The sequence below is a fragment of the Caulobacter ginsengisoli genome (assembly GCF_030814835.1).
In the GTDB taxonomy this organism is placed as follows: domain Bacteria; phylum Pseudomonadota; class Alphaproteobacteria; order Caulobacterales; family Caulobacteraceae; genus Caulobacter; species Caulobacter ginsengisoli.
Map to the genome: position 1 here is coordinate 151887 of NZ_JAUSVS010000009.1, position 15782 is coordinate 167668.

The following is a 15782-nucleotide window of genomic DNA, read 5'->3' on the forward strand; positions in this document are numbered from 1 at the left end:
TCAGCTCGTCACCAGCTGGCATTCCCAGCCGTCATAATCACAGCCGAACTGCTCGGCCCAATCCTGCATCTGCCGGTTCACCGGCTCGAAGGCCGCCTCGTCCACGGCGATCATGGTCTCCAGGATGACGCCGTCGCCCCCCACCGTCGGGCTGGCGGTCATGCCGGCGGCGATGGCCGTGCGGGCCAGCTCCCGGTGATTGCCGTTGTAGAAGTAGAAGACCGCATGGCGCGGGGTGGTCATCGTATCGCCCCTGCCGCGCAGAATCTTGCGGACCTCCTCGTCACGGGCGGCATGACCGGTGAGCGGCTTGGGCGCCCCAAGGATGCGGCTCAACAGGGAGGGGGGTTTTTCCATCTCAACTCGCGCGCAAGAACGACCGCGCCCTTTTCGACGCGCCCGCCCGACCAGATTGCAGGTTAAGCCGCTCGTTTAGAGAGGGGCGCGGGGCAGGGCAAGCTTCCATTGCCCCTCGGCCTTCGTCAGAGTGGCCGCAAAGGGGAGCCGCCATGAAATCGACCGCCTTCGCCGCCCTTCTCGCCCTGATTCTGGCCGCTCCGGCCGTCGCCCGGGCCCCGGAAACCACCCGGATCGGCCAGTATGACGCCACCAATTCCGGCCAGCGGATTCTGCTGCCGTCGGGGCCGGTGCAGGTGACGGTGAACCGGGTGACTATCGCGGCCGGGACCAGCCTGCCGGTCCACAAGCACCCGTTCCAGCGGTTCGGCTATGTCGAGGCCGGGACCATCCGGGTCAGCAACCTCGATACCGGCAAGGTCGTCGAATACCACCCCGGTGAGATGATTATCGAGGCGCGCGACCAGTGGCATACCGGCCTGGCGCTCGGCGATACGCCCGTGGTGCTGCTGGTGTTCGACCAGACGCCGCCGGGCCAGGTCAACATGGTGGCCAAGCCTTTGCCACGTTGATCGATCAGCGTTACGACTGCCCACTCAGACAAGAAAAGGGAGGCAGTCATGCGTAGGATTCTGCTCGGGATCGCGGCTCTGGCGCTTTCGGCCACCGCGGCATTCGCCGGCGACGAGGTGCTGGCCTCGCGGTTCGGCAACACCACCATCACCACCGACCCCAGCGGCATGTCGACCAAGATCTACTATGCCGCCGACCACACCTTCACCGGGGTGGCGGGCGACACCCATCCGGCGGGGACCTGGGAGGTCAAGGGCAGCCAAGTCTGCCTGACCTTCACCGCCGATGCGCCCCCCGGCTATCCCAACCCGATCTGCAGCCCGGTCTCGGACCACAAGGTCGGGGACAGCTGGACGGCCGGCCCCTTCCAGGTGCAGCTGGTCGAAGGCATCCAGTAACTACTTCAGCGTCTTCGCCAGCAGGGCCAGGGTCGCGTCCCAGGACTGCTGGCGGGCCGCCAGGTTGCCGGCCTCGGTGCCGCCCAGCTTGAACATGAAGCTGAGACCGGGCGTGTTGGCCGGGGCCGGCGGGCCGAAGGCGGCGTGGCCGGCGTCGGCATAGGTCAGCAGGGTCACCGGATAGCGGAAGTTCCTGGCCTTGAGCCGGGCGGCGACGGCCCGCGCCATGTCGGCCGAGGGCCACATCTGGTCGGCCTCGCCGGCCACCAGCAGCACCGGGCCCCTGATGCGCTCCACCGGGATGGCGGCGTCGGGATAGCGGCCCTCGAAGGCGCGGCTGCGCTGGTAGAAGTCGAGCACCGAGATGAAGGGCTTGCTGGTGTCATAGGGCACGAAGGCCGTCGGCTTGCCGCCGACGCTCCAGGTGGAGGTGTCGACCTGGGCCTTGAAGGAAAAGCCCTGCCACATGACGTTGGACGGCACGCCGGCGATCACGGCCCGCACGTCTTTGCGGCGCGAGCCGATGATCAGGGCCGCCTCGCCGCCCTTGGAGGCGCCCATGACGGCGACCTTGCGGCGGTCGACGCTGGGATCGGCCTCGAGCCGGTCCAGGGCCTTGTCGAAATATTCCAGCGGCAGCAGCTCCATTTTGTCGGGCAGTCCCGGCAGATCGAAATAGGCGATGGCCAGGGCGGTATAGCCCTGCTGGGCCAGGCGCCGGGCGATGGGGGCCGAGCCCTTGATGCCGCCTTCGGAACCGCCGACCACCAGCACCGCCGGATGCCGGCCGGGGGTGGTGGGCCTGTAGAGCTCGCCGACCAGGCCGTTCTCGTTGATGACGGTCTTGGTGAAGTCTGGCGGCTGGGGAGTCTGGCCGTGGGCGGCGAAGGGGGTCAGCAGAAGCAGCAGGCAAACGAGGGGGTTGAGGGCGAGGCGCACGGCAGGTCTCCATGTGTGTGGAGAACTTTGTAATACAAAGTCATTGGTCATGCAATGGGGTTGCGGCTTTCGTCGGCGTTCGGGTCAGAGGTAGCTCAGCCACCAGTCCTTGCGGGTCGCCTTCACATGGCCCCACCAGCGGCAGAGCGGATACATCAGCAGCAACACCACGGCCCAGGTCAGGTAGGCGGACCACAGGCCAAAGCCCCAGTGCGCCTCGACCATCGGCGTGGGGTCGGCGATGACTCCGACGAAAGTCTGGAAGGGATAACCCATGGCCATGCCGGCAGCGGTGACCAGGAGGTGGGCCAGCCAGATGTGCAGGATGAAGAAGAACAGCGGCACGCGGCCATAGGTCAACAGGATGCCGGCGACGGCGCCCTTCAGCCGCTCCAGGGCCGGCAACAGAAGGAACATGGGTCCCAGGGTGATCAGCACGAAGTCCAGTGAGGGCGGATATTTGCTGACGTTGAAGAACGACAGGACGGTTCGCCAGGACTCGGCCTGGGCGCTCCACGGCCGGATATCGCCGTAGAGATTGATCCCGCGCAGCACCAGAAAGGCCAGGATCATCGCCCCGCCCAGGGCCAGCAGCAGCCGGGCCCGGCGCGCCGGCTCGAGGGTGAAGATGTCGCCCAGCCCGTAGCCCAGCGAGATGATCCCGATCCAGGGCAGGATCGGATAGATGACGAAGATGTTGCCGGCGATCGGGCCGGGGACATGTAGCACGTGCCAGAGCCAGGCCAGCGGCCCCAGGCTGCCCGGCGAAATTCCGTCGGTCAGATCATGCAGGGCGATGATGGCGACGCCGATCGCCAGCACGGCCCGGCGGGGCAGGTGGATCAGGGCGGCCAGGGCGATCATCCCGGCCCCCAGCGACCAGAGGACGATCAGCGCCCAGCCGGGGATGTTCCAGTTCCAGCCGATATTCTCGACCACCAGCTCCAGGACGATCAACCAGAGGCCGCGCGTGACCAGGAACCGGCTGAGCTCGCCCTTGGTCTTGTTCCGCGCCTGCATCCACACCGACACCCCGGCCAGGAACGAGAAGGTCGGGGCGCAGAAATGCGTCACCCAGCGGGTCAGGTAGAGACCGAGGGTGGTGGTCGCCGGGTTGGTCGGGTCGGAGACGAACGAGGCAGCGTGCGTGTAGTCGCGGACATGGTCCAGGGCCATGATCACGATCACCAGCCCGCGCAGCAGGTCGATGGAGGTCAGGCGGCCGACGGGCGTTGGGACGGTGTCGGTCATGGCTTGGCGTTTCCCGTGACGAACTGGATCGGAATCTGGATGGTCAGCCCGGCGACCGAAGGGCCTTGCGGGTTGGCCGGCCCGACCAGGATGCCGCGCGCCAGCTGCTGCGCCGCCTGGCCGAAGCCGGCGCCCGCCGGGTCTTCCTGCTGGACCTGGCAGTGGCGCAGCTGGCCCTGGTGGCCGACCCGGCATTGCAGGACGGCCTTGCCGTCCGTCCCCGTGCTCTTGGCCCCGGCGGGATAGAAGCGGGCAAAGTCATTGGCGGACGGCCGCCGCAGCCAGGTTCTCGCCGTGTCGGCCGGCGGCGACAGCTCGTCGCTGGAAACCCCCATGGCCACGACGGCGCCGGCGGCGTCGGTCAGCCTGACGCCCTCCAGCCCGGCCTCGGCGATCATCTGGCCCATGAAGTCGTCGGTGATGGTCGCGCGGTCCAGCCGCAGCGTGATCCGCAGGAAGAGGCCGTCCCGCTGCAGCCGGCTTTCCTGGTCGGCCGTCAGGGCGAACCGCCCGGCCAGGGCGATGTCGGCCGGGTTGTCATACCGGATGGCCAGGGTCAGGGCCTGGCTGGCGCAGCGCTGGGCGACCTCTTTCTGGTCGGGATAGTCCTGGTCCGACTGCCGCGCCTTGCGGCAGGCCTTGATGGCCTCCTCGCTCTTGGGGACCGCACGGGTGAAGGCCGGGATCAGGTTCAGCTCGTAGCCGTTGATGGCGGAGAACTCGACCGTCCGGTCCTTTAGGTCGAACTGCGAGAGGCTGATGGCGGGGAAGGGGCTCTGGCCCCGGAACAGGCTGGCCTGACCCTTGGCGGCGTCATAGGTCCAACGCAGGGGAATGGTGATTTCGACCCGCCGACAGCCCCCGCCGGCCCGCACCGCCTCGGCGACCGCCGGCAGGTCGGTCGGCCTGACGCTGATCGCCCCGCCGCAGGCGTCCGCCTGGGCCAGAGCTGCGCAGGGCGAGGCCAGCACGGCCAGGGCGAACCCAGGTCCCAGCATCTTCGCGATGAGCTTGAACATGACGCGGCCCTCCCGACCGACGCCGAGGTTAGCGGGAAAATCCGCCGGCCGCATCCGGTCTTCAGGCGCGCCGGAACGGCTTCCAGTCGATGGCCTCGAGGGGTCGCCGCAGGACTGGGCGATGGCCATAGGCGACCGCCCGCAGCAGCCATTCCAGCGGCCCCATGGCGAACCGCCGCAGCCATAGGACGCTGAAGGCGGCCTGGGCCAGCCAGATGGCCGCGGCGATGGCCCACAGGCCCGCCCAATCGTACTGCCCCCACAGGCCCAGGCCGTAGAACAGCACCGCGCAGATCAGCGACTGGGCCATATAGTTGGTCAGGGCCATGCGGCCCATGTCCGCCAGGGTCCGGCCCACGCCGCCCAGGACCGCGGCCTTCCACAGGGCCAGGACCAGGCCCAGATGGCCCAGCGTCACGGCGATCCGGCCCGGATCGTAGGCGGCCACCGTGAACCAGTTCACCGGATAGAAATGGGCCTGATAGCGGACGGCTGCGCTCCAGCCGTTGAGCGAAATCCCGATCGCGTAGCCGACGGCGGCCAGGCCCAGATAGAAGGCCAGCGACCGCCGCCCGCTCAGCACACCCAGCTTGAACAGGCCCATGCCGATCAGCATGCCGCCCATCGACTCCAGCACCGCGCCCAGCAGGCCCTCATGGGCGTCATCCCACCAGGTCGAGGCCGACCAGCCGAGCAGGGTGAAATAGTCGCCGCTGGTCTTGGCCGCGGTCTCGGCCGTGATCAGTTCGGGGTCGGGCCGCGAACCGGCCACCGCCTCGCGGCCATCGATGATCGCCTGCTTGTCCGCGGCGGTGAGGGCGAGGCCGGCGGCCCGGCCGGCCTGGGCCGCCTCGCCGGCGTGGACGGTCTGGGCGACCTGGTAGCGCCGCAGGGTGAAGTCGGCGTTGTCGATGGTCAGCGACAACAGGCCAATCGCGATCAGGGCGGCGGCCGGCAGCTTGCGCAGCGGGAACAGGAACAGCGAGCACAGGCCATAGACGAACAGGATCTCGCCCGGCCACAGCAGGACGGTGAAATTGACCACCCCCAGAACCATCAGCATCAGGGCCCTGCGGTAGAAGACGTCGGCCGTCTCGACCGGCCCGTCCGGCGCCATGGCCCGGGCGGTGATCAGCAGCACGCCGGCTCCGAACAGCAGAGTGAACAGGCCCCGCATGGTCCCCGAGACCAGCAGCGTGCCGACCAGCCAGACCACCCAGCTGGGATCGGCCAGGCTCTGCGGGGTCAGCGGCCGGACCCAGCCGTAAAGGTCGCCCATGGAGGTGATGTTCATCAGCAGGATGCCGCAGAGGGCAAACCCCCGCAGCACGTCGAGCGAGCCGAGGCGATCCCGCTCCTGGGTCGGAGCGATGGCCTGGTCCATGTGATCCCTCCCGGACTGGTCCGCGCCATACGCGGCCGGGAGGGCGTTGGATCAGTCGGCGGGCCGTTGCAGGGCCTCGCCCCGGATGGCCCGGCCGGCGGCGTCGAAGTCGATCTTCTCGACCACCTGCTTGCCGCGGTTGCTGGCGTAGTAGATGGCCAGGCTGGAGACGCCGGCGACAACGTCGGTCAGTACGAACCGCAGGGGCGGCTGGATGGCCAGGCCCTTGGCCCAGTAGTCGCGCACCGCCGCCTTGCCGACCAGATGGCTGGACGCCACCCCCATGCGTTCGACGATGTAGGGCGAGGTCATCGTGAAGTCGTCGCTGTAGTGCGACAGGATGCGGTCCAGATCACCGCTGTTCCAGGCGGCGATCCACTCCTCGGCCCAGGCCCTGGCCCAGCCGATCTCGATCATTTTCTGTTCCTGTCCATCAGCCCGGCGAAGCGCTCGAACAGATAGAGGCTGTCCATCGGCCCTGGCGAGGCCTCCGGGTGATGCTGGACGCTGAACACCGGCCTGTCGGCCAGGGCCAGGCCGGCATTGGTGCCGTCGAACAGGGAGACGTGGGTCTCGGTGACCGGGGCCGGCAGGCTGTCACGGTCGACCGTGAAGCCGTGGTTCATCGAGACGATCTCGACCTTGCCGGTGGTCAGGTCCTTGACCGGATGGTTGGCGCCGTGATGGCCCTGCTCCATCTTCACCGTCCTGGCGCCGAGCGCCAGGGCCAGCATCTGGTGGCCCAGGCAGATGCCGAACACCGGCGTGCCGCTGTCGACCAGCTTGCGGATCTCTGGGACGGAATATTCGCCGGTGGCGGCCGGGTCGCCGGGCCCGTTCGAGAGCAGAACGCCGTCGGGCTTGCGGGCCAGGATAGCCTCGGCGCTGGTGTTGGCCGGAACCACCGTCACCTTGGCCCCGATGCCGGCCAGCGAGCGCAGGATGTTGCGCTTGACCCCATAGTCGACGACCACGACCTCGTATTTCCCGGCCTCGGGCCGGGTGTAGCCGGCGGGCCAGTCCCACGGGCCTTCGTCCCAGACGAAGGACTGCCGGCAGCTGGCGTCCTTGGCCAGGTCCAGGCCGACCAGGCCGGACCACTCGCGGGCCTGGGCGGTCAGGGCGGGAATGTCGAACTGGCCGTCCGGCGAATGGGCGATCACCGCATGCGGCATGCCCTTCTCGCGGATCAGCCGGGTCAGGGCGCGGGTGTCGACCCCGGCGAGCGCGATGACGCCCCGCCGCTCCATCCACTGCGCCAGCGGCGAGCCGGAGCGGTAGTTGGCCGGGTCGGTCGGCGTATCGCGGAAAATCGCGCCTCGGGCGGCGGTCTCGCTGATCCCGGTGACCTGCTCGACGTCTTCCAGGTTGGTCCCGACATTGCCGATGTGGGGGAAGGTGAAGGCGACGATCTGGGCCATGTAGGAGGGGTCGGTGAGGATCTCCTGGTAGCCGGTCATGGCGGTGTTGAAACACACCTCGCCCACCGCCGAGCCGACCGCGCCAACGCCGTACCCTTGCAGGACGGTCCCATCGGCCAGGACCAGGACTCCGGTGACGCCAGCAAGCAGATCGGTCATGGCGTGGCTCCGGGGTGGTGGACAAACGGCCGCGTTGGTAGTGAGTCGGCCTTCTCGGGTCAACAAAGGAACGCGCCATGCTGGCTATGCGCCCCAACTGCGAGTGTTGCGACCGCGATCTGGCCCCTGACGCGGCCGGGGCGATGATCTGCACCTTCGAATGCACCTTCTGCGAGGGCTGCGCGAGCGAGCGGTTCGCCGGGGTCTGCCCCAACTGCGGTGGCGGCCTGGTGGCGCGACCGGTGCGGCCCACGGGCCTGTTGGGGAAGGCGCCGGGCTCGACGGAGCGGGTGCGCAAACCGCATGCGGCCTGCGTCTAGGCGGGCCGAGAGAAGCTGGCTATTACCCCGCCATGCCCATCACCACGGTCGGCCTCGATGCCGATGACACCCTCTGGCACAACGAGACCATCTTCCGGCTGACCCACCAGCGGTTCGTCGAACTTCTGTCCGAGTTCGGGGACGAGAAGGCCATCGAGAGAAGGCTGGCCGAGACCGAGAAACGCAACCTGCGGGCCTACGGCTACGGGGTGAAGGGTTTCACCCTGTCGATGATCGAGACCGCCATCGAGCTCACCGACGGGGCGGTTGGCGCCGCCGCCATCCAGGAAATCCTGGCGGCCGGACGTGAGATGCTGACCCTGCCGGTCGAGGCGCTGCCCGGCGTCGCCGAAGCGCTGAACGATCTGGCCGAGCGCTATCGGCTGGTGCTGATCACCAAGGGCGATCTGATGCACCAGGAGAACAAGGTCGCCGCCTCCGGGCTGGGCGAGCTGTTCGCCGCCGTCGAGATCGTCAGCGAAAAAGACGTGGGCACCTACACCCAGGTCTTCGAGCGTCACGGCACCGGCGCGGCCGAGGCGGTGATGGTCGGCAACTCCATGCGCTCGGACATCCTGCCGGCCCTGGCGGCGGGATCGTATGCGGCGCTGATCCCCTATCCCCTGGTCTGGGCCCACGAGGCGGCCGAGGCGCCCGCGGATCATCCGCGCTTTGCCGAGCTGGCGTCGATTGCGGAATTGCCGGCCTGGGTCGACAGTCTGGGCTGAGGCGATTCAATTCCCCGCTGGGGAAGCGGAGGTGGGTATGCGGCGTGGATTGATCCTGACCCTGGGCCTGCTGCTGTTCGGCTGCGCCTCCTCAACTACCGCCCCCGTCCATGACATCGTCATCCGCGGCGGGACGATCTATGACGGTACCGGCGCCGCGCCCTTCGTCGGGGATGTGGCCATCGACGGCGACCGGATCACCGCGGTCGGCAAGGTGGTCGGGACCGGTCGCCAGGAGATCGACGCCCACGGCAAGGCGGTCTCGCCGGGCTTCATCAACATGCTGTCCTGGGCGACCGACGACCTGATCTATGACGGCCGGGGGCTCAGCGACCTCAAGCAGGGGGTGACCCTCGAGGTGATGGGCGAGGGCAGCTCGATGGGGCCCTGGAACGCCGCCATGAAGGCGCTGGAGACCGAGCGGCAGGGCGACATCAAGTACGAGATCGATTGGTCGACCCTCGACCAGTATCTGTCCCGCCTAGAGCGGCAGGGAATCTCCCCCAACGTCGCCAGCTTCATCGGGGCCGAGACGACGCGGACCTATGTGCTGGGCGAGGGGGATGTCGACCCCAACCCTGCCCAGCTGATGGCCATGCAGGAGCTGGTGCATCAGGCCATGGAGGATGGGGCGCTGGGCGTCGGCTCGTCGCTGATCTACGCGCCGGGGACCTATGCCGAGACCGGCGAACTGACCGCCCTGGCCACCGAGGCCGGCAGGTGCGGCGGTATTTACATCAGCCACATGCGTTACGAGAGCGACCGGCTGCTCGACGGCATCGACGAGCTGATCGAGATCTCGCGGCGGTCGGGCGCCCCGGCCGAGATCTATCACTTCAAGCAGGCCGGCAAGAGCAACTGGAACAAGATCGACGCCGCCATTGCCCGGGTCGAGGCGGCCCGCGCGCGTGGCCAACGCATCACCGCCGACATGTATACCTACACGGCCGGCTCGACCGGGCTGGACGCGGCCATGCCGCCCTGGGTGCAAGCCGGCGGACGCGAGGCCTGGATCAAGCGGCTCAAGGATCCGGCCATCCGCGCCCGGGTGATCGCCGAGATGCGCGATCCCAAGGCGCCGTTCGAGAACCTCTACCGCCATGCCGGGGCCGAGGGGACCCTGCTGGTCGGCTTCAAGAACCCGGCGCTCAAGCCCCTGACCGGCCAGACCCTGGCCCAGGTCGCCAAGGCCCGCGGGGTCAGCCCCGAGGACGCCGCCATCGACCTGGTCATCGAGGACGGCACCCGCGTGCAGGTGGTCTATTTTCTGATGAGCGAGGACAATGTCCGCCACGAGGTGGCCATCCCCTGGATGAGCTTCGGCTCCGACGCCGGGGCCCAGGCGCCGGAGGGGCCGTTCCTGCTCTCCAGCACCCACCCCCGCGCCTACGGCAACGTCGCGCGGCTGCTGGGCCGCTATGTGCGCGACGAGAAGCTGCTCAGCCTGGCCGAGGCGGTGCGCAAGCTGAGCGGCCAGCCGGCCCATAACCTGGGCCTGCGCGATCGGGGGCTGCTCCGGAGGGGCTACTTCGCCGACATCGCGGTGTTCGATCCGGCCACGGTCAGCGACCCGGCCACCTACGAGAAGCCCAAGCAGTTCGCCACCGGCATGGCCTTCGTGCTGGTCAACGGCGTGCTGGCCCTGAAGGACGGCGAGCCGACCCGCGCGCCATCGGGCCGGGTGGTGCGCGGCCGGGCCTGGAAGGGCTGGCCGGACGGCGGCTGCAAGGCCAGCGCCAGGGACTGGAAGTGGTAGGGCGCGCCTCCTTCGGGGCCGGGCGACAGCGTCGCCTGTGGCGCCGGAGCCGCGCCTCGGAACGAACCGCCTCGCTCCGTGTGCGGTGCAGCATGGTCCGTCTTGACAGACTCAACCCCTCGGCGTGAGCGTCGGCTGCCCGACCAGGCGGGTTACCAAGGGACTGGGGATCATGACTTTACGCAAACGCGGCCTGACGGGCCTCGCCATCGGCATGGGCGTGTCCGCCCTGGCGCTCTACGCCGCGCCGGCCTTCGCGCAGGACACTGAGCTGCCCGAGCTGATCGTCACCGCCCAGCGGCGGTCGGAAAACCTGCAGGCCGTGCCCCTGTCGGTCACCGTCGAGCCGGCCGAAAAGCTGCAGGCCATCTTCTCCACCGGCGACGACGTGGTCTCGCTGGCCGCCCGCTCGCCGGGCCTCTACGCCGAATCCTCGAACGGCCGCGCCGCCCCGCGCTTCTATATCCGCGGCCTGGGCAATACCGACTTCGACCTGGCCGCCTCCCAGCCGGTGTCGATCGTCATGGACGACGTCGTCATGGAGAACGTCGTCCTCAAGTCCAGCCCGCTCTATGACCTGGAGCAGGTGGAAATCCTGCGCGGGCCGCAGGGCTCGCTATTCGGCCGCAACACCACCGCCGGCATCATCAAGTTCGACACCGTCAAGCCCAGCGCCGACACCAAGGGCCGGGCCACGGTCAGCTATGCCGACTTCAACACCTTCAATTTCGACGGCGGCCTGGGCGGCACGATCGTCGACGGCAAGCTCGAGGGCCGCATCTCGGTGCTCTACCAGCATCGCGACGACTGGATCAGCAACAGCTTCACCGGCCAGGACGATGTCATGGGCGGCTATGACGAAAAGGCCGCACGCGCCCAACTGCTGTGGACGCCCACGGAAGACCTGAGCCTGCTGTTCAACCTGCATACCCGCGACCTGGACGGCACCTCGGCCATCTTCCGCGGCAACATCCTGACCAAGGGCTCCAACAGCCTGAACGCCAGCTACAAGCGCGACCGCGTCGCCTATGATGGCGGCGGCGGCAACAACCAAGCCTACAAGGGCTGGGGCGGCTCGATCAACGCGGTGGCCGATGTCGGCGACGTCAAGGTGACCCTGATCAGCGCCTATGAAGAAACCCACGGCGCCAGCCGCGGCGACATCGACGGCACCGCCGGTCCCTACACCTTCAACTTCGGCCCCGGGCCCAACGTGCCCGGCACCACCCGCTTCCCGTCCGACACCACGGACGGCCTGGCCAATCTCGATCAGTGGACGGAGGAACTGCGCTTCTCCGGTGGCTCGACCGACAGCTTCGCCTGGCAGGCCGGCGTCTATTATTTCGACGGCAGCTTCACCATCAAGACCGACCCGGGCTTCCCGCCCGGCGCCACGGTCGAGCAGACCAACCGGGCCTGGGCCGGCTTCGCCCACGGCACCTGGGCGTTTGGCGAAAACCTGACCTTCGAGGCGGGCGCCCGCTACACCAACGACGAGAAGAAGCTGACCGTGCTCAATCCGCTCGGCGTCTTCGCCCCGGTCAAGGTGTCGGACGGCCAGGTCAGCTGGGACCTGTCGGCCCGCTATGAGTTCACCCCCGATGTCAGCGGCTATGTCCGCGTCGCCCGCGGTTTCCGCGGCCCCTCGATCCAGGGCCGCGACATCGCCTTCGGCGCGCCGCCCAGCACCGCCGACAGCGAAACGGTGCTGAGCTGGGAAGCCGGGCTGAAGACTGAGCTGTTCGACCGCCGCGTCCGCCTGAACGGGGCGGTGTTCAGCTACAAGATCGACGACATGCAGCTGACCGCGGTCGGCGGCGTCGGCAACACCACCCAGCTGCTCAACGTCCACCAGGGCAAGGCCTATGGCTTCGAGGTCGACGGCGAATGGCTGGTGACCGAGAACCTGCTGCTGACCGGCGGCTACAGCTACAACCACACCGAAATCAACGACGCCAACCAGACGGTGGCCGGTTGCGGCAACAATCTCTGCACGGTGCTCAACACCCCGGCCGGGGGCAACACCTACTTCATCAACGGCAATCCCTTCCCGCAGGCGCCGGAATACATCGTCGACTTCACGGCCCGCTACAGCTTCCCGGTCGGTGACGGCGGCGAGGTGTTCGCCTATACCGACTGGAACATGCAGGGCGAGACCAACCTGTTCCTCTACCGCTCCAAGGAGTTCATGACCGACGGCAACTTCGAGGGCGGCCTGAAGATCGGCTATGCCCGCACCGACGGCGCCTGGGAGGCGGCGATCTTCGTGCGCAACATCACCGACGAGGACAACATCAAGGGCGGCATCGACTTCGACAACCTGACCGCCTTCGTCAACGATCCGCGCATCATCGGCGTGACCCTGACGGCCAAGCTTCGCTAGCCGCCGTCACGGGGATTGGAGTTGGGGCCGTGGCGAAAGCCGCGGCCCTTCTTCGTTTCAGGGGATGATCTGGGTCTTCAGGGCTTCCAGCGAGGGGAAGACGAAGGCCGGTCCGGCCGCAGTGAGGGCAGCCTCATTGGCATAGCCCCAGGTGACGGCGCCGGCCGCCAGCCCGGCCTTGCGGGCCGCCTCGACATCGCGGACCTCGTCGCCGACGCAGAGCACCGCGTTCCTGGCCAGGCCCAGCCGCCTGGGCAGGGCCGCCAGCACCCGCGCCTTGCCAAACAGCGAAACGCCGCAGCCGTAGTGATCGATCAGCCCGGCTGAGGCGCCCAGCACCGCGCGCACGGTGGCCTCGCCGTTGGAGCTGACCACCGCCAGGGTCACCCCGGCGGCGCTGAGGTCGGCCAGCAGGTCCGGAACGCCCGCGAACAGGGGGATCGTGTGAGCCGCCTCGGCGCTGCGCCGCCGCATGTCGCGGGCGATGGCCGGCATGCGCCACCAGCGGACGCCGAAGGCCTTGACGATCTCGCGGCTGGGCCGGCCGCGCAGATGGGCGATCTGGGCCGCCCCCAGCTTGCGGAAGCGGTGACGTTCGGCCAGGTCTCCCAGCTCGCCCAGGAACCAGGGCGCGCTGTCGGCCAGGGTGCCGTCGAAGTCGAAGATGACGAGTTGGTAGCGGGGCATGGGACCTGAATGCCAAGACTCGGCATGGCCCGCCAGGGTGGTTAGATGGGGCCATGCCAGACGCTCCGCCCGCCGCCCGCGCCTCACCCTCGACCGCCCGCAACCGCGAGCCCATCCTGGCGGTGCTGCGCCAGCATCTGCCAGCGCGCGGCCTGGTGCTGGAGATCGCCTCGGGGGCCGGCGAGCATGCGGTGTTCAACGCCGCCGCCCTGCCGGACCTGCAATGGCAGCCGACCGACCCGGACGACGAGGCCCTGGCCAGCATCGCCGCCTGGCGGGACCAGGCCGGCCTGCCGAACCTGCTGGCCCCGCTCAGGCTGGACGCGGCGGACCCCGACAGCTGGCCGGTTCAGGCGGCCGACGCGGTGGTCAACATCAACATGATCCACATCTCGCCCTGGGCGGCGACCCAGGGCCTGATGCGCGGCGCCGGACGGCTGCTGCCGGCGGGCGGGGTGCTGGTGACCTACGGCCCCTATCTGGAGCGCGACGTCCCGACCGCCCAGAGCAACCTCGACTTCGACCGCTCGCTGAAGAGCCGCAACCCGGCCTGGGGTCTTCGGCATCTGGACGCCGTGGCGGCGCTGGCCGCCGAACACGGTCTGACCCTGGCCGAGCGGGTGGCCATGCCGGCCAACAACCTGTCGCTGGTGTTCCGCAAGGCCTGAGGCCCTGCTGGATCAGGGTCCTATCAGGTTGCCGCGAATGGCGATGATGAAGTTCAACGCCAGGAAGGGCTGGCGATTTTCGTGCGGCTGGCCGCCGCCCAGGCTGCTCGATGAGGCCGGGATCAGGGTCGCGCTGGGAGCGCCGTTGCCGTAGATGTTGACGTCCTGGGTCCCGCCGCCCTGGAGGGCCGCGATGCCGGGGGCCAGCACCTTGTTGGGCGCCGGGGTGGCGTTGGCGGCCGTGGCGGCGACCGGGACCTTGCTGGCCATCAGGGTGTGGGTATGGGCCGCCATCTCGCCGGGGGTCAGGACGTGGGATTCAGCCCCGTAGCGCCCTCCCAGGTCGATGTCGCCGCCCGCATGGACCGGGACCCGGCTGCGGAAATCGGGAAGCGCGAAATTGACCCGGCCGTCGCCGCCGTAGGTCGTGCCCAGGATCGAAAACAGGCCCTGGTTCTGGTTGATCGGCAAGCGTTGGCCATCGCACAGCGCCCATCCAAAGGGGGGGAAGCCCCAGGAAATGATCCTGATTTCACCAAGGAAGGGTTGGGCCATGGTCGGGTCCTGTGGAAAGGGCCGGCGCGCCGGACGGTCGTCTCGAAGCCTATTCGCGGGGCGGATAGATGCCCTGCAGGGCGATGATGAAGTTCACGCCCAGGCTGGGCATCATGTTGTTGTGCGGCGCGCTGGCCCCGGCGACGGCGGCGGCGGACGGGCTCATGGCGACATCCGCGGCGGCGGTCGAATAGTAGGCGACGACCCCGCTGTTGGAGCCGTCGTCATAGCCGCCCTTGGCCAGGTATTGATTGTCCGGCCTGGCTCCGGCGCCATTGATGTCGGCGGCGTTGTTGCTGACGTTGAACGCATGGCCATGACGCGGCAGTTGAGCCTCCTTCAGCGCCACGGCGTTGGCCCCGGACTTGTCGCCCAGGGAGCGGGACCTCAGGCCCTGGCCCTGGCCGTGGCCGATCGGAACCGAATTCCGCAGGTCGGGAATGCCGAAGGTGGTTTCCCCGTCGCCGCCATAGGCCGCGCCAACCAGGGAAAACAGGGCGCGATACTGCTCGATCGGCAGGATCTGGCCATCGCACGCCATCCAGCCCCTGGGCGCGAAATTGCCGGAGAATATCCGGATCTCGGCGACGAACGGCGTGCTCATGATGTCTGTTCCTCCGAGCCGTCGTCGGTCTGGCTCGGCCAGCGGCCGAACAGCGCGATGATGAAGCTGATGGTCAGGAAGGCCTGCATGTTCTCATGCGGCTCATTGGCCCCGGCGTCCTGCACGGAACTGGGGTCCAGGCTCACCGCGGGCGGGTCCGAGCCGTAGATATTGGTCCCCGCCGGTCCGGCCTGGGGGACCGCCAGCAGGGCGCCGGTCGGGACGTTCACCTGTCCCTGAGTGGTGGCCTGCTTGGGGTGGTTGTGCTGTGGGATCTGCCCGGCGGTCAGGGTGACGGTTTCGACGCCCCCCTTCTCGCCAATGGCGTAGGGCTGCAGGTTGGAACCGGCGCCCGCCCCGGCCGGCGCGCGGCCCTGCAGGTCCGGCACGGCGAAGGTATTCACCCCGTCGCCGCCGTAGATGGTGCCGATCAGTTGGAACAGGGTCTGATATTCGCCGATCGGCAACAGCCGGCCATTGCAGAAGGCCCAACCGGCCGGTGCGAAGCTGCCGCTGAACATGCGGATCTCGCCGACAAAGGGCGTGCCCATGGCGCATAACCTCCCGCTGCGAGGCGGGC

At 68.5% G+C, this 15782-nt stretch carries 18 protein-coding genes; 7 read left to right on the top strand and 11 right to left on the bottom strand.

What is annotated here, in order from left to right; genetic code table 11:
- On the bottom strand, nucleotides 1-336 hold the full coding sequence (locus QO010_RS19470) for a ribonuclease E inhibitor RraB (protein ID WP_307351956.1): 336 nt from the start codon (nucleotides 334-336) through the stop codon (nucleotides 1-3).
- Nucleotides 337-509: 173 nt separating this feature from the next.
- On the opposite strand from QO010_RS19470, the gene QO010_RS19475 reads away from it, so the two are divergent.
- The gene (locus tag QO010_RS19475) at nucleotides 510-929 is read left to right on the top strand and encodes a cupin domain-containing protein (protein WP_307351958.1); all 420 of its coding nucleotides are present in this window, start codon (nucleotides 510-512) and stop codon (nucleotides 927-929) included.
- A 48-nt stretch (nucleotides 930-977) separates the two neighbouring features.
- Nucleotides 978-1328 carry a hypothetical protein gene (locus QO010_RS19480; RefSeq protein ID WP_307351960.1) on the top strand — a complete coding sequence of 117 codons (351 nt, stop codon included), beginning with the start codon at nucleotides 978-980 and terminating at the stop codon, nucleotides 1326-1328.
- Here QO010_RS19480 and QO010_RS19485 read toward each other — a convergent pair whose 3' ends face one another.
- The 6 genes from QO010_RS19485 to carA all read right to left on the bottom strand — a co-directional run bounded on the left by QO010_RS19485 (nucleotide 1329) and on the right by carA (nucleotide 7501).
- Entirely contained in the window at nucleotides 1329-2267 is a 939-nt protein-coding gene (locus QO010_RS19485; RefSeq protein WP_307351963.1) for an acyl-CoA thioester hydrolase/BAAT C-terminal domain-containing protein, read from the bottom strand.
- An 84-nt stretch (nucleotides 2268-2351) separates the two neighbouring features.
- Nucleotides 2352-3518, bottom strand: a complete 1167-nt coding sequence (locus QO010_RS19490; RefSeq protein ID WP_307351964.1) for an acetyltransferase domain-containing protein — start codon at nucleotides 3516-3518, stop codon at nucleotides 2352-2354.
- Entirely contained in the window at nucleotides 3515-4537 is a 1023-nt protein-coding gene (locus QO010_RS19495) for a TonB family protein (protein ID WP_307351966.1), read from the bottom strand. The genes QO010_RS19490 and QO010_RS19495 overlap by 4 nt, the downstream gene beginning before the upstream one ends.
- A 61-nt stretch (nucleotides 4538-4598) precedes the next feature.
- On the bottom strand, nucleotides 4599-5921 hold the full coding sequence (locus QO010_RS19500) for a DUF418 domain-containing protein (RefSeq protein ID WP_307351968.1): 1323 nt from the start codon (nucleotides 5919-5921) through the stop codon (nucleotides 4599-4601).
- Between the two features lie 51 nt (nucleotides 5922-5972).
- Entirely contained in the window at nucleotides 5973-6338 is a 366-nt protein-coding gene (locus QO010_RS19505; protein WP_307351970.1) for a nuclear transport factor 2 family protein, read from the bottom strand.
- A complete protein-coding gene (gene carA / locus QO010_RS19510; protein ID WP_307351972.1) occupies nucleotides 6335-7501 on the bottom strand; it encodes a glutamine-hydrolyzing carbamoyl-phosphate synthase small subunit in 1167 nt (388 codons plus the stop codon). The genes QO010_RS19505 and carA overlap by 4 nt, the downstream gene beginning before the upstream one ends.
- 77 nt (nucleotides 7502-7578) lie before the next feature.
- Here carA and QO010_RS19515 point away from each other — a divergent pair, with 77 nt between their 5' ends.
- The 4 genes from QO010_RS19515 to QO010_RS19530 all read left to right on the top strand — a co-directional run bounded on the left by QO010_RS19515 (nucleotide 7579) and on the right by QO010_RS19530 (nucleotide 12688).
- Nucleotides 7579-7821 (top strand): DUF1272 domain-containing protein, encoded by a 243-nt coding sequence (locus QO010_RS19515; RefSeq protein WP_307351974.1) that lies wholly within the window; start codon nucleotides 7579-7581, stop codon nucleotides 7819-7821.
- A gap of 32 nt (nucleotides 7822-7853) precedes the next feature.
- On the top strand, nucleotides 7854-8549 hold the full coding sequence (locus tag QO010_RS19520; RefSeq protein ID WP_307351976.1) for an HAD family hydrolase: 696 nt from the start codon (nucleotides 7854-7856) through the stop codon (nucleotides 8547-8549).
- 37 nt (nucleotides 8550-8586) lie between these two features.
- Entirely contained in the window at nucleotides 8587-10305 is a 1719-nt protein-coding gene (locus tag QO010_RS19525; RefSeq protein WP_307351979.1) for an N-acyl-D-amino-acid deacylase family protein, read from the top strand.
- 172 nt (nucleotides 10306-10477) lie between these two features.
- The gene (locus QO010_RS19530; protein WP_307351981.1) at nucleotides 10478-12688 is read left to right on the top strand and encodes a TonB-dependent receptor; all 2211 of its coding nucleotides are present in this window, start codon (nucleotides 10478-10480) and stop codon (nucleotides 12686-12688) included.
- Nucleotides 12689-12745: 57 nt separating this feature from the next.
- On the opposite strand, the gene QO010_RS19535 is transcribed toward QO010_RS19530, so the two are convergent.
- Nucleotides 12746-13375: an HAD hydrolase-like protein gene (locus QO010_RS19535; protein WP_307351983.1), complete on the bottom strand. Its 630-nt coding sequence runs from the start codon at nucleotides 13373-13375 to the stop codon at nucleotides 12746-12748.
- 53 nt (nucleotides 13376-13428) lie between these two features.
- Between QO010_RS19535 and QO010_RS19540 the strand changes: the two genes are divergently transcribed.
- Nucleotides 13429-14043 (top strand): DUF938 domain-containing protein, encoded by a 615-nt coding sequence (locus tag QO010_RS19540; protein WP_307351985.1) that lies wholly within the window; start codon nucleotides 13429-13431, stop codon nucleotides 14041-14043.
- Between the two features lie 12 nt (nucleotides 14044-14055).
- On the opposite strand, the gene QO010_RS19545 is transcribed toward QO010_RS19540, so the two are convergent.
- From QO010_RS19545 to QO010_RS19555, 3 genes are read right to left on the bottom strand one after another with little or no spacing between them, the layout of a single operon-like run.
- Nucleotides 14056-14598, bottom strand: a complete 543-nt coding sequence (locus QO010_RS19545) for a phage tail protein (protein ID WP_307351986.1) — start codon at nucleotides 14596-14598, stop codon at nucleotides 14056-14058.
- Nucleotides 14599-14647: 49 nt separating this feature from the next.
- Complete coding sequence (locus QO010_RS19550) at nucleotides 14648-15202, bottom strand: phage tail protein (protein ID WP_307351988.1); 555 nt, start codon at nucleotides 15200-15202, stop codon at nucleotides 14648-14650.
- Entirely contained in the window at nucleotides 15199-15753 is a 555-nt protein-coding gene (locus QO010_RS19555; RefSeq protein ID WP_307351991.1) for a phage tail protein, read from the bottom strand. The genes QO010_RS19550 and QO010_RS19555 overlap by 4 nt, the downstream gene beginning before the upstream one ends.
- Nucleotides 15754-15782: the final 29 nt, after the last annotated feature.